The organism is Roseovarius salis, from assembly GCF_044472985.1.
GTDB lineage: Bacteria > Pseudomonadota > Alphaproteobacteria > Rhodobacterales > Rhodobacteraceae > Roseovarius > Roseovarius salis.
This window is the reverse complement of sequence record NZ_JBISDG010000006.1, coordinates 1-18,532: the sequence shown is the minus strand read 5'-3', so window position 1 is coordinate 18,532 and position 18,532 is coordinate 1. Positions and strand designations below refer to the sequence as shown.

Sequence of the window (18,532 nt, the reverse complement as noted above, 5' to 3'; positions counted from 1 at the left end):
CAGGACAGAAGGTCTGTGAACCTTGCCGATTTAACGCCACTCTACGCGCCCATTGAATGAATATTCAACCAAAATCCGCAGCATCGTGCCGCCGGCGCGCGACAGCGCGCGCTTGCTCGGCGCCGCGCGCGGCCTATCTCCGGTGCACCGGACACTGAGGTTTTCATGCTGCATGCCTACCAGCTTCGCCGCCTCGTCGCGGTTGTCGCGCTGTTGTTTTGCGTGGGTTCCGCCCATGCGGACGCCTCGGACCGGGAGATCGGTATCACCTACGCCCCCGGCTCACGCGAAATCACGTTGTCCATGCCGCGCCAACTGGCCGACAAGGAGGACATAGCCCCGCCCGCGTGGCTGTCGCCGTTGGAAGACGGGCGCGCCGATACGCTGACCCTGAGCGGGCGCTTGCCCCCGATAAAGGCGGGCAACCGGATGCGCGGCGCCGCCACGGCCGGCGCGTTTGCCTTCGACATGCTGGCCTGGTTGCCCGCGCAACACGCGGAGGCGCGCGTGCGGTTGTCCGTACCCCACAGCCACCGGGCCGTCGCCAACGCCAAACTCTTGTCGGAAACCGTGCGGGACGGCACCTATACGGCCACTTTCGCCCCGGTTGGGCCGTTGCGCGGCCTTGCCGTGTTCTTCGGCCCGTACAAGGTATCGCAGGCGCGCACCGGCGATACCGTCATGAGGACCTATTTTCCGGACGTGCACGAAGATGTCGCGCAGGATTACCTTGACGCGGCGGGAAGATACTTGTCGCGCTACACGGCGCGGATCGGCGAATACGCCTATGACGGATTCAACATCGTTTCGGCCCCCGTGCCGGTCGGCTACGGGCTGGCGGGCATGACCTATGTCAGCGAACGCATCCTTGGGCATCCCTACATGCTTGGCCGTTCTCTGGCGCACGAGGTCCTGCACGGATGGTGGGGCAACGCCGTCGGCGTGGATTACGCCCGCGGCAACTGGGCCGAGGGGCTGACGAGCTATCAAGCCGATCATGCGCTTGCGGAGGAGGCCGGCCCGACGGCGGCCCGAGCGATGCGCCGGGACTGGCTGACCGCCTTGACGGCGCTTGGCGACAAGGACGGAAAAACCCTGCGCGATTTCGTCTCCGCGGGGCACCGGCAGAACCAGTCGGTCGGTTACGGCAAGGCGGCGATGTTGTTCCACATGCTGAAAAACGACCTTGGGCCACGGTTGTTCGATGCCGGCCTGCAAAGGTTTTATGCCGATCAACGCGGCGGGATTGCGGGGTGGGGCGACCTGCGCGCCGCGTTCGAACAAGTCTCGGGCCGGGACCTCGGACAATTCTTCGAACAATGGCTGGACAGACCCGGCCTGCCGCGGGTCGAGCTTGTCGCCGCAGGCGCGGCACGCAGCGGCAACGGTTATACCGTGACCCTGCAACTCGCGCAGGACACGCCGCCCTACGCACTCGACCTGCCGGTTAGGATAACCACCACGGCAGGGGCCACGACAGAAACCCTGCAACTCGAGACAACGCGCCGCGACTTCGTGATCAAGCGGGATGAAAGGCCTGTCTCCGTGGCGGTGGACCCCGGTTTCGACGTTGCGCGCGTCTTGCTGGGGGGCGAACTGCCCGTGACCCTTGGCGACGTCCTGAAAGCCGACGCGCCGACCCTCGCGGCGTTCCCCGGCTACGAGGATGCCGCGCGCGAACTTGCCAAGGCTGTTCCGGACGCGACGGTGCCGACGGCAACATCCCCGGATGCGCTGGCACCGGGCGGCAGCGCGACCATCCTTGTGGGGCCACTGGACAAGGTCCTCGACACACGCGCCGCGGCCTTCGGCAACGCACCGCCGGACACCGCCACGGCAGGGCAAATCCGGGCGTGGGCGGAACGCGATCCGCAAGGCCGCCTTTGGTTGTTCGCCGCGGGCGAAGCGCCGAGGATCACCGGGGGGCTCGCCGCGCTGCGCTATTACGCCGGACAGAGCTACGTCATCTCGGACGGATCAGGCGGTTTGCGCGCCGGGCGCTGGCCGGTCACGCGCAGCCCGATGACGCGCCGGCTGGACTGACCGTTCCATGGCCATGGCTGTTGCATGGGCCCACCACCCCGCGTAATGTATTCAAGTGAGCGAATATATCGGGGAGGAGAAAGCCATGCGCAGCACGCGAAGGCAGATTCTGAAGGCCATGGGCGCCGCGGGGCTGACCGCGGGACTGGGCGTCACCGGGGGGCGTGTCATCGCCTCGGGCAGCGGGCGCGAGGTGATGACGGCAAGCGACGGCAACCTCGTCCTGCCGGGCGATTTCGTCTTTGACGGTCTGCCCGAGGAGCAACTTGCCGAGATCCTGTCCGAGCATGGCGTCTCCCGCGACGAGGTGCAGCCGCCCTGCAACGTCACCGTCATGCGCGACGGCGACCGCACGGTGCTGTTCGATGCCGGCTCCGGCCCGACCTTCATGCCCACCGCCGGCGAGCTGGTGAACACGCTATACGAAATGGAGATCGCGCCAGAGGAGGTGACCGACGTCGTGTTCACGCACGGCCATCCCGACCACCTGTGGGGCGTGCTCGATGATTTCGACGAGCTGACCTTTTACGAGGCGGCCTATCATTTCGGTCAGGCCGAATGGGATTACTGGTCCGACCCGGAGACGGTGGACACCATCGGCGAGGCGCGCGCGGCCTTTGCCGTCGGGGCCGGCCGGCGGCTGGAGGCCATCGCGGAGCGCACGAGCTTTTTCACCGATGGTGACGAGGTGGTGCCGGGTGTCATGGCACACGCCACGGGCGGCCATACGCCGGGGCACATGTCCTTCGAGGTCGCGACCGGCGGCGCACCGGTGCTGGTCGTGGGCGACGCCGTCACCAACGCGCATGTCAATTTCGAGCGGCCCGACTGGCCGAGCGGCTCCGACCAGGACCCCGAGATGGGGGCGAGAACCCGCCAGAGCCTGCTGGACAAGATGGCCGCGGACAACATGCGCATCATCGGCTTCCACCTGCCCGGCGGCGGTACTGGCCGGGTGGAGCGCAAGGGCGATGCCTATCGGTTCGTGACGGAGGACATGGAATGAAGGGCGTTTTCCTGACCGCGATGCTGTTGATTGCCACGGCCGCCACGGCCAGCGAGGACATCGCCGACAAGTATCCCGGCTCCATGCTCTACGACAAGCCGGTGGAATTCATACCCGGTGTCTGGTCGGCCATCGGCGCCACCGCGCCACCGACCTATGAAAACTCGGGCCACAACAACAACCTCAGCTTCATCGTCACCGGCGAGGGCGTGGTCGTCGTCAACGGCGGGGCGGCGTACGGATTGGCCAAGGCGCTGCACGAAGAGATCAAAGGGATCACCGACCAGCCGGTGAAGCTGGTTTTCAACGAGAACGGCCAGGGCCATGCGATGCTGGGCAATTCCTACTGGGCCGAGCAGGGCGTGCCAATCGTCGCGCACGAGGATGCCGCGCACGAGATCGAGGAATATGGCGGCTCGGTTCTGGAAGGCATGAAGCGCTACAACCGCGACAAGGCCGAGGGCACGACCGTGCAGGGTCCGACGGAAACCTTTTCCGACGAATACATCGTCGAGATGGGCGGGTTCCGTATCGAGGCGCGCTATCTCGGCCCCGCGCACAGCCCCGGCGACATCGTCGTCTGGCTGCCTGAGCAGAGCCTCGTCATCTCGGGCGACATGGCGTTTCACGAGAGATTGCTGCCGATCTTCCAGCACACCTACACCCGCGACTGGCTGGAGACATGGGAAAACGAGTTCGAGGCGCTGAACGCCACCTATGTCATTCCGGGCCACGGACACCCAACCAACATGGCGCAGGTGCGGCGCTACACCCGTGACTACCTTGTCTACCTGCGCGGCAAGATCCGCGAGCATCTCGACGAGGGCGGCGACCTTGCAGACGCCTATTACGTGGACCAGTCCCCTTACGCTCACCTCGACACGTTCGAGGAACTCGCGACCAAGAACGCCGGCCGCGTCTACGAGCAGATGGAGTGGGAATAGACGCGCCTCGCCGGGGCCTTGCCGGCCCCGGCGGATTTTCCGATTCCCGCGCCCTGCAAGCTGGGGCATAAGGGTGGCATGCAGTTCGGGGAACTTGCCTTCGACCACGCGCCTGTCGGGCTGGCGGTGCTGGAAAACCGTATCATCCGCCGGTGCAACCGCCGGTTCGCCGCCATATTCGGCGACACACCCCGCGATTACACCGACGTTCCGCTGGCCTGCTACTACCCCTCGATCGAGGAATACCGCCGCATCGGCGAGCGCGGCCTGAGGGCGATGCAAGCAACCGGCACCTATCACGACGAACGCGTGATGAAACGCCGCGACGGCACGCTGTTCTGGTGTCGTGTGCGGGGACAGTCGCTCACGCCGGAAACCCCCTTTGCGCGCGGCATCTGGTCGTTCACGGACCTGTCCGATGAACGCCCGGTCGCGACGTTGACACAGCGCGAACGCGAGGTCGCGATCCTCACCTGCCGCGGCCTCACTTCCAAGGAGATCGGGCAGGAGCTGGGCCTTTCCTATCGCACGGTCGAGGTCTACCGTGCACGCCTGCTGGACAAGTTCCAGGCCCGCAAGCTGGCCGAACTGGTGGCGAAGCTTTCGGGCATGCCGCTGTAAACCGGCGGGACATCGCGCCGCACCCCGGACCGATTTGCGCCCCGACCCTCGCATTTGCCCGCGCCGCCCCCCACCTGTGGGTCAAACGGACCGCTTTTCTAACCGGCCGCCTTACCCTATAAGCGGCGAAAATCATGCAACGCGACGAACCGTCGCTGCTGGTCGAGGACAGAAATGCCGAACAAAACACATGATGACGATGCGGCCTTCATCCGCGCGCTTGCGGAACTTCTCAATGACAACGAACTGACCGAGCTGCACGTCAAGCGCGACTATGGCGACAACGATAGCCTGAACGTGCGCGTCAGCCGCAAGCAGGAGGTGGCCGCCTACGCCTCCGTGCCGTCCCCCGCGGCCCCCGGCACCCCCCCCCCTGCAGCCCCCGCTGCCGCGGCGAGCGACACCCCCGCGGCCATGGACGCCGAAAGCGTCGAGGACCCCGCCAGCCATCCCGGCGCGGTGACGTCGCCGATGGTTGGAACCGTCTACATGCAGGCGGAGCCCGGCGCGCCCCCCTTTGTATCCATCGGGGAAAATGTCGCCGAGGGCGATACCCTGCTGATCGTCGAAGCCATGAAGACAATGAACCATATCCCTGCGCCGCGCAGTGGCACCGTCAAGCGGATACTCGTCGAAGACGGCGCCGCGGTCGAGTTCGGCGCGCCGCTCGTCATCATCGAGTGAGGCGCGACACATGTTCGACAAGATCCTTGTGGCCAACCGGGGCGAGATCGCCCTCCGCGTCATACGCGCCGCCCGCGAGATGGGCATCCGCTCCGTCGCGGTCCACTCGACGGCCGATGCCGACGCGATGCATGTGCGCATGGCCGACGAGTCCGTCTGCATCGGCCCGCCTCCCTCGACCGACAGCTACCTGTCGATTCCCTCGATCATCGCCGCCTGCGAGGTCACCGGTGCGCAGGCGATCCATCCCGGCTACGGTTTTCTTTCCGAGAACGCCAATTTCGTCCAGATCGTCGAGGACCATGACCTGACCTTCATCGGCCCCACGGCCGAGCATATCCGCGTGATGGGCGACAAGATCGCTGCCAAGGAAACGATGAAGAAACTCGGCGTGCCCTGCGTGCCGGGCTCCGAGGGCGGGGTCGCCGACGTGACCGCCGCCCGCAAGCTGGGCGACGAGATCGGGTACCCGGTGATCGTCAAGGCCACCGCCGGCGGCGGCGGCCGCGGCATGAAAGTGGCGCAGTCCGGCGAGGAGCTGGAACGCGCCTTCCTCACCGCCCGGTCCGAGGCCAAGGCGGCCTTCGGCAATGACGAGGTGTATATCGAGAAATACCTCACGACGCCGCGCCATATCGAAATCCAGGTTTTCGGAGACGGCAAGGGGCGCGCCGTCCACCTGGGAGAGCGCGACTGCTCCCTCCAGCGGCGCCACCAGAAGGTACTGGAAGAGGCGCCCGGCCCCAGCATATCCGCCGATGAGCGCGCGCGCATTGGCAGGATTTGCGCCGACGCCGCAGCCGCGATCAACTATGCCGGCGCGGGCACGATCGAATTCCTCTACGAGGACGGCGAATTCTATTTCATCGAGATGAACACCCGCCTGCAGGTCGAGCACCCGGTTACCGAGGCCGTGTTCGGCGTGGATCTCGTGCATGAGCAAATCCGCGTGGCCGAAGGCCTGCCCATGTCCTTCAGCCAGGAGGATCTGGAAATCAACGGCCATGCCATCGAGGTTCGGATCAACGCCGAAAAGCTGCCCGAGTTCTCGCCCCGCCCGGGCCGCATCACCCAGTTCCATGCGCCGGGTGGGCTTGGTGTGCGGATGGATTCCGCGCTCTACGACGGATACGCGATCCCGCCTTACTACGACTCGTTGATTGCCAAGCTGATTGTCAGCGGCAGGGACCGGCCCGCCGCGCTCTCGCGTCTGGCACGCGCCCTGGGCGAGTTGATCGTGGACGGCGTCGACACGACCGTGCCGCTCTTCCATGCCCTGTTGCAGGAGGAGGACATCCTGACCGGCAACTACAACATCCACTGGCTGGAGAAATGGCTGGAAACCAACCTTCGCGGATGAGCGTCCCGGCCCCGGGGCCTGCATGAAGGATCAGGACCCCGTCCTGACGCCGGCGGTGCTTCTCGGCGCGTACGCCTCGGGCATTTTCCCGATGGCCGAATCGCGTGAGGATACCGAGATTTTCTGGGTCGATCCGCGCCGGCGCGGCATCCTGCCCCTGGACAGCTTCCATATCTCGCGCTCACTGGCGCGGCGGCTGCGCGGCGGGAGGTACGGCGTGACGCTGAACCGGGCCTTCGACGCCGTGGTCGAGGGCTGCGCGGACCGCTCCGAAACATGGATCAGCGCCGAGATCGCGCGCCTGTACTGCTCTTTGCACCGGACGGGACACGCGCATTCCATCGAGATCTGGACGGGAGAGGAGCTTGCGGGCGGTGTTTACGGTGTCACGCTGGGATCGGCCTTTTTCGGCGAAAGCATGTTCTCCCGGCGCACCGATGCCTCAAAGATGGCGTTGGCCTTTCTCACGCGCCACCTGTCGCGCTGCGGTTTCGAACTCTTCGACACGCAGTTCATCACGCCGCATCTTGCCAGTTTGGGCGGGGTGGAGGTGTCCAGAGCCCGGTACCGCGCGCTTCTGCACGACGCGTTGGAAAAGCCGGCGTCGATAACCGCCCAACCGTTCGACACCGATCCTCACTCGCTGGTGGTGCAGCGCAGCACCCAGACATCGTAACGGGGATGCTCCAGCGCGTTGAGCGCGGGCGACGAGGCGATCATCCAGCCCGAGAAAAGCTCCTCGCCGTTATCGCCGTCGCGGACGGTGACAAACGCATAGGCATCGCCGGCCGGATCACCTGCCGGGTAACGACATTCCCGCAAACGGACGTCAAGGCGACCATACCCGGCGGTTTCGCCGCTTCCGAGTTCCATGTCGGTCACGTCGGCATTGACCTTGTCGAGCCCCCGCAACACGGCGCCGCTGGCCTGCCTGACGCCGCCGGTGTCCTGCTCCCGAGCCTCCGGCGGGTTCAGCGCCTCCGACACGGCATCATCCAGCGCATCGCCCTGCTGCGCCGCAACGATGCCCGCGGACAGGCCGAGCACCACCGCGGGCACGACCGCTAGGCGAACGGTCATTGGCCACTGTCCTCGCCCTGTTCGTCGCCGGATACGAATTTCATCAACAGGCTGACGAGGCTCACGGAACCCTGCGTGAACTCTATCTCGTCCCCCGGTTCGAAATAGAATGGCGATCCGCCCGGCAGGATCTCGACGTAATTGCCACCCAGCAAGCCCTCGGAGGAAACCGCCACCGCGCTGTCATCCGGCACATCGATACCGTCGCGGACGGTAAAGACCGTCGCGGCACGATAGGTTTCGGGATCGAGGTTGATGTCGGTCACGCGGCCGATCTTGACCCCGGCCATGCGGACATCCGTACCGACCGTCACGCCATCGGCGCTGCGGAAACTGGCGCTGAGTTCGTATTCCTCCTGGCCGCCGCTCATCCCGGTGACCTGCCCGGCATAGAACAGGAACCCCACCGCCACCGCAAGCACGGCACCGCCGACAATGACCTCCGTTGTATGGTCCGTCGTCATGGCTGGGCGTCCTGCAGTCGATTGATTATTCCGGGGTCCATGCTTCGTAATCGTGCCGCTCCACGGGGTCGGCGCGCCGAATGGATCCCGCGGGTGCGTAGGCCAGCGCTGTGCCGGTGAGGTTTTCCTCGTGCGGACGCTCCCAAGGCTTGTGCCGCAATGGCTGGTCCGTCGGCGGCTCCTTGAAGGTGTAGTGCAGCCAGCCGTGCCAGTCGGGGCTGACGCGGCTTGCCTCCGCCTCGCCGTTGAAGATCACCCAGCGTTTCTTGTCGTCATGCGTACGGTAGAACACGTTGCCCTGCTCGTCCTCGCCGACCCGGACCCCCTTGCGCCAAGTATAGAACAGGGTGTTGAGCGTGGCACCGTGCCACCACGTGACAGCGCGCAGAAGCGTGTTGATGAGACCCATGAAATCCTCCGGTCATCGCTGGTCCCGATATGGCGCAAATATCGGCAAAGGTCCAGTGCCCGCTGTCAGGTCACGGGCCGCGGATCACGTGACAGGCCAGGCTTCGCGATCAGGGCGCGCCCGGCCCTGCGACCCGCAAACTTGAAACGCCCGCCATCGGCGGCGGGCGTTTCCGACAGATAATCCGAACGGCGCCGGCTCAGCCCGCGCTCGTGCCTTCCTTGGCCTGATCGGTATAGATCATCAGCGGCCGCGCGTCAGAGGTGACGGCCTCCTCGTTCACCACGACCTCGTCGACGTTTTCCATTCCGGGCAGGTCGAACATCGTGTCCAGCAGGATGTCCTCCAGGATCGAACGCAAGCCGCGCGCGCCCGTCTTGCGTGCGATGGCGCGCTTGGCGATGGCCAGCAGCGCGTCCTCGGTAAAGGTCAGCTGCACGTCCTCCAGCTCGAAAAGCCGCTGGTATTGCTTTACCAGCGCGTTCTTGGGCTGGGTCAGGATGGTCACCAGTGCATCCTCGTCGAGGTCCTCCAGCGTGGCGATGACCGGCAGCCGCCCGACGAATTCGGGAATCAGGCCGAATTTCAGCAGATCCTCGGGCTCCAGATCGCCAAAGACCTCGCCGATGCCGCGCTCGTCCACGCCGCGCACATCCGCACCGAAGCCCATCGCGCTGCCCTTGCCGCGCTGCGCGATGATCTTGTCGAGCCCCGCGAAGGCCCCGCCAACGATGAACAGGATGTTGGTGGTGTCTACCTGCAGGAATTCCTGCTGCGGATGCTTGCGCCCGCCCTGCGGCGGGACGCTGGCAACCGTTCCCTCCATCATCTTCAGCAGAGCCTGCTGCACCCCCTCGCCGGATACGTCGCGCGTGATCGAGGGATTCTCGGACTTGCGGGTGATCTTGTCGATCTCGTCGATGTAGACGATACCGCGCTGCGCCCTTTCCACGTTGTACTCGCTGGACTGCAGCAGCTTGAGGATGATGTTCTCGACATCCTCGCCGACATATCCCGCCTCGGTCAGCGTGGTGGCATCGGCCATCGTGAACGGGACGTCGAGGATGCGCGCGAGCGTCTGCGCAAGAAGGGTCTTGCCGCAGCCTGTCGGCCCGATCAGCAGAATGTTCGACTTCTGCAACTCGATCTCGCTCTTGCCGGCGTTCTCCAGCCGCTTGTAGTGGTTGTGGACGGCCACCGACAGAACGCGCTTGGCCATGGCCTGGCCGATCACGTAATCGTCCAGCACGTCACAGATCTCGCGCGGGCTCGGCACGCCCTCGCTGGATTTCAGCCCGGCGCCCTTGGTCTCTTCGCGGATGATGTCCATGCACAGCTCGACGCATTCATCACAGATGAATACCGTGGGCCCGGCAATCAGCTTCCGAACCTCGTGTTGGCTTTTCCCGCAGAAGCTGCAGTAAAGGGTGTTCTTGCTGTCGCCGGTTGAATTCGTCGCCATTCGTTCCCTTTCAGGCTGCGCCGCGCCATGTCACCACGCCGCGCACGACCGTCTGCTGGTTCCTGTCCGCGTCAGCTTAGGACAGCACAGTGACCACCTCAATGCGAAAAATGGCCCCTCGGCCGCTTGTCGCCAAGGTTCCCGGTCAACCCTGCTCGTCCTTGTCGGAGTTCCGGTTCTCCACGATCTCGTCTATCAGGCCCCACTCCTTGGCCGCTTCGGGATCCATGAAATGGTCGCGCTCCAGCGCGTCCTCGACCTTCTTGAGCGGCTGGCCGGTATGCTTGACGTAGATGTTGTTCAAACGCCGCTTGAGTTTCAGCGTTTCCTCGGCGTGGATCATGATGTCGGTGGCCTGGCCCTGGTACCCGCCGGAGGGCTGGTGCACCATGATTCGGCTGTTGGGCAGGGCGAACCGCATACCCTTCGCCCCCGCCGTCAGCAGCAGCGAGCCCATGCTCGCCGCTTGGCCTATGACCAGCGTGCTGACATCCGGCTTGATGTACTGCATGGTGTCATAGATAGACAGCCCGCTTGTCACCACGCCTCCGGGGCTGTTGATGTACATGCTGATCTCTTTCGACGGGTTCTCCGCCTCCAGGTGCAGCAGCTGCGCCACGATGAGGCTGGACATGCCGTCATGGACCGGGCCGTTGACGAATATGATGCGCTCTTTCAGCAGGCGCGAGAAAATGTCGTAGGCGCGCTCGCCCCGGCTGGTCTGCTCGACCACCATGGGCACGAGCGTGTTCATGTAAAATTCGTGTGGATCGTTCATGGTCCGCCTGCCTGATTGATTGTGCGACCCCTACCGGATCATCTGCTAACGGAGTCTTAGTGCCGCGCCCCAGACGCTGCAAGAGCCGCACCGGATTTTACCGCGCTGCGCGGACATGCGTGCACCATGCCCTGACGCCCAACGGAAACAACGCGGGGGACCATCCGTCATCCGCGCCAGCATCGGCTTTGCCTTTGCGGCAAAAAGCCTATATTGCCTTACAAATACCGTTTGGAATTGCCGGTCATGCCCTTGCCCGTCCTCGACGAGACCCTCAGCCCCGAAGAACAGGCCCGCATGGCCGAGAACGCACAGGAGGCCGCGACTTTCCTCAAGGCGATCAGCCATGAGGGTCGGCTGATGATCCTGTGCCACCTCGTGACCGGCGAAAAATCCGTCACCGAGTTGGAACGCCTGCTCTCCGCCCGGCAGGCGGCCGTGTCCCAGCAGCTGTCGCGTTTGCGCAACGAGGGGCTGGTCGTGCCCCGCCGCGAGGGCAAGACGATCTATTACAGCCTTGCCGACGAGCGGCCACGCCGGGTGATCGAGGTGGTCTACGACCTGTTCTGCGACGGCGGCGGGGGGTGACAGGGGTCACGCTGCCCGCCCATCAGTGAACTGCAGCCGCGCAAGCCGCGCATAGAGTCCGTCCTCGGCCACGAGGCTGTCATGCGTGCCCTCCGCGGCGATACGCCCCTGGTCCATCACGATAATGCGGTCCGCCTTCTTCACGGTGGCCAGCCGGTGGGCCACGATGATCGTGGTACGGGTTCTGGACATGGCATCGACCGCCTCCTGCACGGCACGCTCGCTTTCCGCGTCCAGCGCCGACGTCGCCTCGTCCAACAGCAGCACCGGCGCATCCCTCAGGATGGCCCGGGCGATGGCGATGCGCTGCTTCTGCCCACCTGACAGCATCACGCCGCGTTCCCCGACATAGGTGTCGTAGCCTTCCGGCAAGCCGGAGATGAAATCATGCGCGGCGGCGGCGCGCGCGGCCTGCTCCACCTCGGCATCCGTGGCATCGAGCCGTCCGAAACGGATGTTCTCGCGCGCAGAGGCGGCAAAGATCACCGGATCCTGCGGGACGAGCGCCATCGCCTTGCGGAACTGCTGTCTCGACATGTCGCGCAGCGGCACGCCGTCCAGCTTGACCTGCCCGGAATCGGGATCGTAAAAGCGCAGGATCATCTGGATGATCGTGGTCTTGCCCGCGCCCGAGGGACCGACGAGGGCAACCGTTTCGCCCGGGGTGATCGACAGGCTCAGCCCGTCAAGCGCGGGAATATCGCGGCGCGAGGGATAAGCGAAATGGACATCCTCGAACGTGATCGCCCCGGTCACCGGGGCCGGAACCGGGCGCGGATCGGCGGGATCCGTCACGGCGTCATCGGCGCGCAGTAACTCGACAAGCCGCTCCGTCGCGCCGGCAGCGCGCTGCAACTCCCCCCAGATCTCGGAAAGCGCCCCCACCGCGCCGGCCACCATGACCGAGTAGATCACGAACTGCACCAGCATGCCGGCGCTCATCTCTCCGGCGCGCACGTCGCGCGCGCCGATCCACAGCACGCCGACAACGCCGGTGAACACCATGAAGATGACGATCGCGGTCATCAGCGCGCGTGTGGAAATCCGCCGCCGGGCCGACGCATAGCTCTGTTCGGTCACATCGCCGAAGCGGGCGCGGCTCGCCTCCTCATGCGTGAAGGCCTGCACGGTCTGCACGCTCGTCAGCGCCTCAGACGCGTTGCCGGAACTGTTGGCGATCCAGTCCTGGTTTTCGCGGCTCAGCTTCCGCAGCCGGCGGCCGAGCGTCAGGATCGGGACGATGATGACCGGCACGATCAGCAGGACCAGCAGCGTCAGCTTGGGCGAGGTGATCAGCATGAGCACCAGCCCGCCGGCAAACAGCAGCAGGTTACGCAGCGCGATGGAAATGGATGACCCGATCACCGACTGGATCAGCGTCGTGTCCGTCGTGATGCGGCTGAGAACCTCGCCCGTCATGACCGTTTCAAAGAATGCCGGGCTCATGCCGATGACGCGGTCGAACAGGGCCTTGCGGATGTCCGCGACCACCCGTTCGCCAAGGCGCGTCACAAGCGCGTAGCGCAGCGCGGTTCCGAGCGCCAGCAGCCCCGCGATCACGATCGCCGCCATGAAATATTGGTCGAGGATCGCACCGTCCTCGGTGTCGAAATTGTCGACCACGCGCCGCACCGCCAGCGGCAGGATGAGCGATACCGCTGCCGTCAGCACCAACGCCAGCGCCGCGGCGGCGGCGAGAAGCCGGTAGGGCCGGACGAACGGCCAGAGATTGGCCAGCGCCCCAACGCTCTTCGACTTCGCCCGTTCCTCCCTTTCGGAGTCTGCAGCGGCCCTGCGCACCATATCGTGTCCTCTTGATCCGTCGAAAGCTTTCTTGACCGCAGGGTGGCAGAGGGTCAAGAGGCCCGCCATGGGCAAGCGGCACAATACGCCCCGCTGACACAGCGCGGGTCTTCTGCATCCACCGAGTCGCGGGCGCCCTAAAGGCGCTGCCGCAGCATACGAAGCGCGCGGCGGGTTACGCGCTCACATGTTCTGATTAGGAAACGGCTGGAGCGGGCAGCGGGAATCGAACCCGCACCAAGAGCTTGGAAGGCTCGTGTGATACCATTTCACCATGCCCGCCCGGCGCGGCAACTGCCTATGCCATGGCGCGTCGGACGTCAAGACGCAAGTCATCTGCCGGCGCCTGCCCGGCAACCGGCATTGCCCGCGCCGACGTGGCAATTATTGCGCGGCCCGCTCGGTCGCCGCCATTTCCTGGATGAACCCGGAAAACTCGTCGCGCAGATCCTCCCGCGCAAGGCCAAAGGCCACGGTGGCCTTGAGGAAGCCGGCCTTGGAGCCACAGTCGAAACGCTGCCCGCGGAAGCGGAGGCCATACACCCCCTCGTCCGAGTCCACCTGCTGCGCAATGGCGTCTGTCAGCTGAACCTCGCCCCCGGCCCCCTGCTTGATGCGCGTGAGGCGCTTCATGGTGGAGGGGGTGAGAATGTAGCGCCCGATGACCGCGAGGTTCGACGGCGCCTCGCCGGGCGCCGGTTTCTCGACCATTCCGTTGACCGAGACGAGCGCGCCCATATCCTCCTTGACGTCCAGAACACCGTATGCGCCGGTCTGGTCTTCGGCCACTTCCATCGCGGCCACCATGTTGCCGCCAGTCTCCTGGTAGGCTTCCACCATCTGTTGCAGGCAGGGCTTCTCGGCCGCGATCACGTCGTCGGGCAGGATCACCGCGAAGGGTTCGTTGGCGATCAGCCGGCGCGCGCACCACACGGCGTGCCCCAGCCCCATCGGCTTTTGCTGGCGGATATAGGCGATGGCGCCGCTGTCCATGTTGGTGGACTTCAGCAGGTCAAGCAGCTCGGTCTTCTTTTTCTTGCGAAGTTCGTTCTCAAGGTGTGGCGTGGAATCGAAATAATCCTCGAGCGCGCTTTTGCCCCGCGACGTGACGAAGATGAACTCCGTGATACCAGCCGCCCGGGCCTCGTCGATCGCGTACTGGATCAGTGGACGGTCCACCAGCGTCATGATTTCCTTCGGCACGGATTTCGTCGCCGGCAGGAACCGTGTACCAAGCCCCGCAACCGGAAAAATCGCCTTGGTGACCTTACGCTTCATTTCAACCCTCTTGTCATTTTTGGCGTGGGCGCGCGCACACTCGCTTCAAATGGCTGCTTTCGCGCGCAATTCGATCACGCCAGACAGTAAATCAGTCCAAAACAAGTATATCATCTGGATCATTCCCGTGACGCAATAATGGCCAACGGTTGTCATTTCAAAGAGACTTTCGAAACCCGATTTATGCGAAAGCGACTCTCCCGACAAACTCTTTTTTCCCGGTCATGCAAGCACAACGGCTCGCCCGTTGGAGCGTGAACACATTTGTATCGACCGGGGCTTTTCGGCCCGACGGGAGTGCATGCAAACATGCATGTATGACGGTTGTCACCTTGCACATGGTCCTCGCTGCGCCGAGGGCCATATCACCCCATGATTCGTACGTGCTGCGCCGGTCGTCCGGGGCGACAAGCCGGTGATACGGCGAGGAAGCCGTTCTGACGGCCGGGCCGCGCCGGGCACCCGTTCGCGCCGTACAAGAAGTCAAACACGTCTGGTGCGGGCGGCCGGACTCGAACCGGCACGGCCTTTCGGCCCAGGCATTTTAAGTGCCATGTGTCTACCGTTCCACCACGCCCGCACGGCCGACGCGCTGCGATGCCTATCCTCTGCGGGCGGCAAGGACAACTCAGGTGCCGTGCACGGGCGGAATTTCCGTCACGCCATTGTTGCGGCGACGGTTCGCATCAGATCTCTTCCTCGGCCGCCTCCAGCACGGGCAGCAGATGGCGCTCGCCCAGCCACGGATTGAACTCCAGCGCCTTGCGCAACGTCAGCGCCGCCTCGCCCTTGCGGTCCAGCGCGGCCAGCGTCAGCGCCTTGCCCGTCAGGGCCGCGACGTGGCGCGGCGACAGCTCCAGCGTCCGGTCGAGATCGGGCAGCGCCGCCTCGTAGTCCTGCCGGAGAAAATTGACGAAGGCACGCTGGTTGTACCCTTCCGCGTAATGCGGGCAGTATTCGACCAGCGCGTCGAACGCATCCATGGCCCCGGCGAAATCATGGGCCTCGCGCCGGGTCATCCCCTCGTCGAGCAGATCCTGCGCATATGCATCCGGGGCGTCCGCCCAGATTTCCCACATCTCATCCGATATCCGCCTGCCCGCCCGCGCATCGGGTGCATCGCGGGCCGCGGCGATCAGCTCGGCGAGTTCCTGCGAACGGTCGGGCAAGGGGGGACATTCCCCGGCATTGGTCGGGGCTGCCCAGAGGGCGGCAAGAGTGACGGCAAGAACATGTCTCATGACCCAATGATAGAGCGTTCTGGCCGTACGGATCAAATCACGTCAGGAAGAGCGTTATCCTTGACCGCCTCCATGGCCACGTAGGTCGAGGTGTTTGCAACGTGCGGCAGCGTCGAGACATGCTCTGCGAGGATGCGCCGGTAATCCGTCATGCTCTGCGTCCTGATCTTGATCAGGTAATCGAAATTGCCCGCGATCATGTGGCACTGTTCGATCTCCGGCACCCTGAGGACCGCGGCGTTGAACTCCGCCAGTGCCTTTTCCCGGGTGTCGTGAAGCCGCACCTCGACGAAGCTGACGTGGTCATGGCCCAGCCGGATCGGGTCGACCAGCGCGCGGTAGCCCGTGATGATCCCGGCGGCCTCCAGCCGGCGCAGCCTGGCCTGCGTGGGCGACTTCGACAGGCCGATGGCGCGGGACAGGTCGGTGATGGACATCCGCCCGTCCCCGGCGAGAACCCGCAGAATCGCCCGGTCGAAACGGTCGAGATCCGAGTCGTCATTTTGCATCGCATTTACCCGTTTCAAAAGTCCGATAGACCAGTTTCAGTGATTTTTCGGGAAAAATGATCCGTTTGGCAATGATAGAATGACAAAAATAACTTCTGCCGGGGAGCATGACATGCCCTATGACAGCGACATTCGCCGCCTGATCGACCTTGCCACCTATGCCGACGAGGGCGAAACGCTTGAGCGGCTCGTCCGGATGGCCGACCTGGGTGAAGAGGACCGTGCGCGTATCTGCCGCCGCGGCGCGGAACTCGTCCGCGACATCCGCAGCCAGTCCAGCCCCGGCCTGATGGAGGTCTTCCTCGCGGAATACGGGCTGTCGACCGAAGAGGGTATCGCGCTGATGTGCCTCGCCGAGGCGCTTCTGCGCGTGCCCGACGCCGAGACCATCGACGCGCTGATCGAGGACAAGATCGCGCCGTCGGACTGGGGCAAGCACATGGGCCATTCCACCTCGCCGCTGGTGAACGCCTCGACATGGGCGCTCATGCTGACAGGCAAGGTGCTCAAGGACGACGACCCGGGCCCGGTCAAGGCGTTGCGCGGGGCGATGAAACGGCTGGGCGAGCCCGTGATCCGCACCGCCGTGGGCCGCGCGATGAAGGAGATGGGCCGGCAGTTCGTGCTGGGCGAGAGCATCGAATCGGCGATGAGCCGCGCGGCGGGGATGGAGAAGAAGGGTTATACCTATTCCTACGACATGCTGGGCGAGGCCGCGCGCACCGATGCCGACGCGATCCGCTATCATCTTGCCTATTCCCGCGCGATCTCGGCCATATCGGCGGCGTGCAAGGACTCCGACACCCGGAAAAACCCCGGCATCTCGGTCAAGCTGTCCGCGCTGCATCCCCGCTACGAGGTCGCGCAGCGCGACCAGGTCATGGACGTGCTGATGCCGCGGCTGCGCAGCCTCGCGATCCTCGCCAAGTCGGCGGGCATGGGGCTCAACATCGACGCCGAGGAAGCCGACCGCCTGTCGCTGTCGCTCGACGTGATCGAGGCGACGCTGAGCGAGCCGTCGCTCGCGGGGTGGGACGGTTTCGGCGTCGTCGTGCAGGCCTATGGCCAGCGGGCGCCACACGTGCTCGACTATCTCCATGACCTCGCGCAGCGGCTGGATCGCCGGATCATGGTACGGCTGGTCAAGGGCGCCTACTGGGACACCGAGATCAAGCTGGCGCAGGTCAAGGGCGTCGACGGTTTTCCCGTGTTCACCTCCAAGGCGGCGACGGATGTCTGCTATATCGCCTGCGCGCGCAAGCTGCTGAACATGACCGACCGGATCTATCCGCAGTTCGCCACGCACAACGCGCACACCGCCGCCGCGATCCTGGAGATGGGGCAGGACAAGTCAGCCTACGAGTTCCAGCGTCTGCACGGCATGGGGGATTCGCTGCACGGGCTGATCATGCAGTCGGAGGGCACCCGCTGTCGCATCTACGCGCCGGTTGGGGCCCATCGCGACCTGCTCGCCTACCTCGTGCGCCGCCTGCTCGAGAACGGGGCCAATTCCAGCTTCGTCAACCAGATCGTGGACGAGGACGTGCCGCCGGAGGTGGTGGCGCGCGACCCGTTCGAGGCCATCCACGACGAAATGCCCAAGCTGCCCGCCGGACCGGAGCTCTTCCTGCCGGAGCGGCGCAACTCGCAGGGATTCGACCTGACGCATCAACCCACGCTCGACGCCATCGAGGCCGCGCGCGGCCCGTTTGCAAGGCACGCATGGGAAGGAGGACCGGTCCTTGCCGGCACAGCGGCCCCGCAGGCGCCGCATGACGCCACCAACCCCGCGGACCCGGCCGACAGGCCCGGCACGGTGGCCTTCGCCAGCGATGCCGACATCGAAACGGCGATCGAAACCGCCCGGGTCTGGGACGCTCCCGCCGCCGAGCGCGCGCGGATTCTCGGCAGCGTGGCCGATCTCTACGAGGAGAATTTCGGCGAGCTGTTCGCCGTCATCGCGCGCGAGGCCGGCAAGTCGGTGCTGGATTCGGTGGCCGAGCTGCGCGAGGCTGTGGATTTCCTGCGCTACTACGCCGCCAACGCGCCCGAGGGCGCGCCCGTGGGCACCTTCACCTGCATCTCGCCGTGGAATTTCCCGCTGGCCATCTTCACCGGGCAGATCGCGGCCGCGCTGGCGGCGGGCAACGCCGTGCTGGCCAAGCCGGCCGAACAATCGCCGCTGATCGCGCATGTCGCCGTCCGGCTCATGCACGAGGCCGGCGTGCCGCGGGCGGCGCTCCAGCTCCTGCCCGGCGCGGG

18 protein-coding genes and 2 tRNA genes are annotated in these 18,532 nt (G+C 65.1%); 9 read left to right on the top strand and 11 right to left on the bottom strand.

Annotated elements, in window-relative coordinates; translation table 11 throughout:
- Positions 1-165: 165 nt before the first annotated feature.
- The 7 genes from ACH13J_RS03430 to aat all read left to right on the top strand — a co-directional run bounded on the left by ACH13J_RS03430 (position 166) and on the right by aat (position 7,334).
- Entirely contained in the window at positions 166-2,043 is a 1,878-nt protein-coding gene (locus ACH13J_RS03430; protein ID WP_397541914.1) for a M1 family aminopeptidase, read from the top strand.
- An 85-nt stretch (positions 2,044-2,128) separates the two neighbouring features.
- Positions 2,129-3,049: an MBL fold metallo-hydrolase gene (locus tag ACH13J_RS03425; RefSeq protein WP_397541913.1), complete on the top strand. Its 921-nt coding sequence runs from the start codon at positions 2,129-2,131 to the stop codon at positions 3,047-3,049.
- Positions 3,046-3,993, top strand: coding sequence for an MBL fold metallo-hydrolase (locus tag ACH13J_RS03420; RefSeq protein ID WP_397541912.1), 948 nt, complete (start codon positions 3,046-3,048; stop codon positions 3,991-3,993). The genes ACH13J_RS03425 and ACH13J_RS03420 overlap by 4 nt, the downstream gene beginning before the upstream one ends.
- A gap of 78 nt (positions 3,994-4,071) precedes the next feature.
- A complete protein-coding gene (locus ACH13J_RS03415) occupies positions 4,072-4,614 on the top strand; it encodes a LuxR C-terminal-related transcriptional regulator (RefSeq protein WP_397541911.1) in 543 nt (180 codons plus the stop codon).
- A gap of 174 nt (positions 4,615-4,788) precedes the next feature.
- A complete protein-coding gene (gene accB / locus ACH13J_RS03410; protein ID WP_397541910.1) occupies positions 4,789-5,298 on the top strand; it encodes an acetyl-CoA carboxylase biotin carboxyl carrier protein in 510 nt (169 codons plus the stop codon).
- A gap of 10 nt (positions 5,299-5,308) precedes the next feature.
- On the top strand, positions 5,309-6,658 hold the full coding sequence (gene accC / locus ACH13J_RS03405; RefSeq protein ID WP_397541909.1) for an acetyl-CoA carboxylase biotin carboxylase subunit: 1,350 nt from the start codon (positions 5,309-5,311) through the stop codon (positions 6,656-6,658).
- A 22-nt stretch (positions 6,659-6,680) separates the two neighbouring features.
- Complete coding sequence (gene aat / locus ACH13J_RS03400; RefSeq protein WP_397541908.1) at positions 6,681-7,334, top strand: leucyl/phenylalanyl-tRNA--protein transferase; 654 nt, start codon at positions 6,681-6,683, stop codon at positions 7,332-7,334.
- Here aat and ACH13J_RS03395 read toward each other — a convergent pair.
- The 5 genes from ACH13J_RS03395 to ACH13J_RS03375 form a co-directional block, all read right to left on the bottom strand.
- Positions 7,295-7,738: a DUF2155 domain-containing protein gene (locus tag ACH13J_RS03395; RefSeq protein ID WP_397541907.1), complete on the bottom strand. Its 444-nt coding sequence runs from the start codon at positions 7,736-7,738 to the stop codon at positions 7,295-7,297. The genes aat and ACH13J_RS03395 overlap by 40 nt on opposite strands.
- Positions 7,735-8,202, bottom strand: a complete 468-nt coding sequence (mlaD, locus tag ACH13J_RS03390; protein ID WP_397541906.1) for an outer membrane lipid asymmetry maintenance protein MlaD — start codon at positions 8,200-8,202, stop codon at positions 7,735-7,737. The genes ACH13J_RS03395 and mlaD overlap by 4 nt, the downstream gene beginning before the upstream one ends.
- Before the next feature lie 25 nt (positions 8,203-8,227).
- Positions 8,228-8,611 carry an NADH:ubiquinone oxidoreductase subunit NDUFA12 gene (locus ACH13J_RS03385; protein WP_397541905.1) on the bottom strand — a complete coding sequence of 128 codons (384 nt, stop codon included), beginning with the start codon at positions 8,609-8,611 and terminating at the stop codon, positions 8,228-8,230.
- A gap of 199 nt (positions 8,612-8,810) precedes the next feature.
- A complete protein-coding gene (clpX, locus tag ACH13J_RS03380) occupies positions 8,811-10,073 on the bottom strand; it encodes an ATP-dependent Clp protease ATP-binding subunit ClpX (RefSeq protein WP_397541904.1) in 1,263 nt (420 codons plus the stop codon).
- Between the two features lie 145 nt (positions 10,074-10,218).
- On the bottom strand, positions 10,219-10,851 hold the full coding sequence (locus tag ACH13J_RS03375; RefSeq protein WP_397541903.1) for an ATP-dependent Clp protease proteolytic subunit: 633 nt from the start codon (positions 10,849-10,851) through the stop codon (positions 10,219-10,221).
- 246 nt (positions 10,852-11,097) lie between these two features.
- Between ACH13J_RS03375 and ACH13J_RS03370 the strand changes: the two genes are divergently transcribed.
- Positions 11,098-11,439: a metalloregulator ArsR/SmtB family transcription factor gene (locus ACH13J_RS03370; protein ID WP_397541902.1), complete on the top strand. Its 342-nt coding sequence runs from the start codon at positions 11,098-11,100 to the stop codon at positions 11,437-11,439.
- Between the two features lie 6 nt (positions 11,440-11,445).
- On the opposite strand, the gene ACH13J_RS03365 is transcribed toward ACH13J_RS03370, so the two are convergent.
- The 6 genes from ACH13J_RS03365 to ACH13J_RS03340 form a co-directional block, all read right to left on the bottom strand.
- Positions 11,446-13,242 (bottom strand): ABC transporter transmembrane domain-containing protein, encoded by a 1,797-nt coding sequence (locus tag ACH13J_RS03365; RefSeq protein WP_397541901.1) that lies wholly within the window; start codon positions 13,240-13,242, stop codon positions 11,446-11,448.
- A 208-nt stretch (positions 13,243-13,450) separates the two neighbouring features.
- Positions 13,451-13,524 (bottom strand) — tRNA-Gly (locus ACH13J_RS03360).
- 102 nt (positions 13,525-13,626) lie between these two features.
- Positions 13,627-14,520 (bottom strand): UTP--glucose-1-phosphate uridylyltransferase GalU, encoded by an 894-nt coding sequence (gene galU / locus ACH13J_RS03355; protein WP_397541900.1) that lies wholly within the window; start codon positions 14,518-14,520, stop codon positions 13,627-13,629.
- A 494-nt stretch (positions 14,521-15,014) separates the two neighbouring features.
- Positions 15,015-15,100: transfer RNA gene (locus ACH13J_RS03350), tRNA-Leu, on the bottom strand.
- Between the two features lie 106 nt (positions 15,101-15,206).
- The gene (locus tag ACH13J_RS03345; protein WP_397541899.1) at positions 15,207-15,761 is read right to left on the bottom strand and encodes a tetratricopeptide repeat protein; all 555 of its coding nucleotides are present in this window, start codon (positions 15,759-15,761) and stop codon (positions 15,207-15,209) included.
- A 32-nt stretch (positions 15,762-15,793) separates the two neighbouring features.
- The gene (locus ACH13J_RS03340) at positions 15,794-16,270 is read right to left on the bottom strand and encodes an Lrp/AsnC ligand binding domain-containing protein (protein WP_397541898.1); all 477 of its coding nucleotides are present in this window, start codon (positions 16,268-16,270) and stop codon (positions 15,794-15,796) included.
- A 112-nt stretch (positions 16,271-16,382) separates the two neighbouring features.
- Between ACH13J_RS03340 and putA the strand changes: the two genes are divergently transcribed.
- Positions 16,383-18,532 (top strand): bifunctional proline dehydrogenase/L-glutamate gamma-semialdehyde dehydrogenase PutA (putA, locus tag ACH13J_RS03335; RefSeq protein ID WP_397541897.1); only part of this gene is annotated, 2,150 nt, incomplete at its 3' end.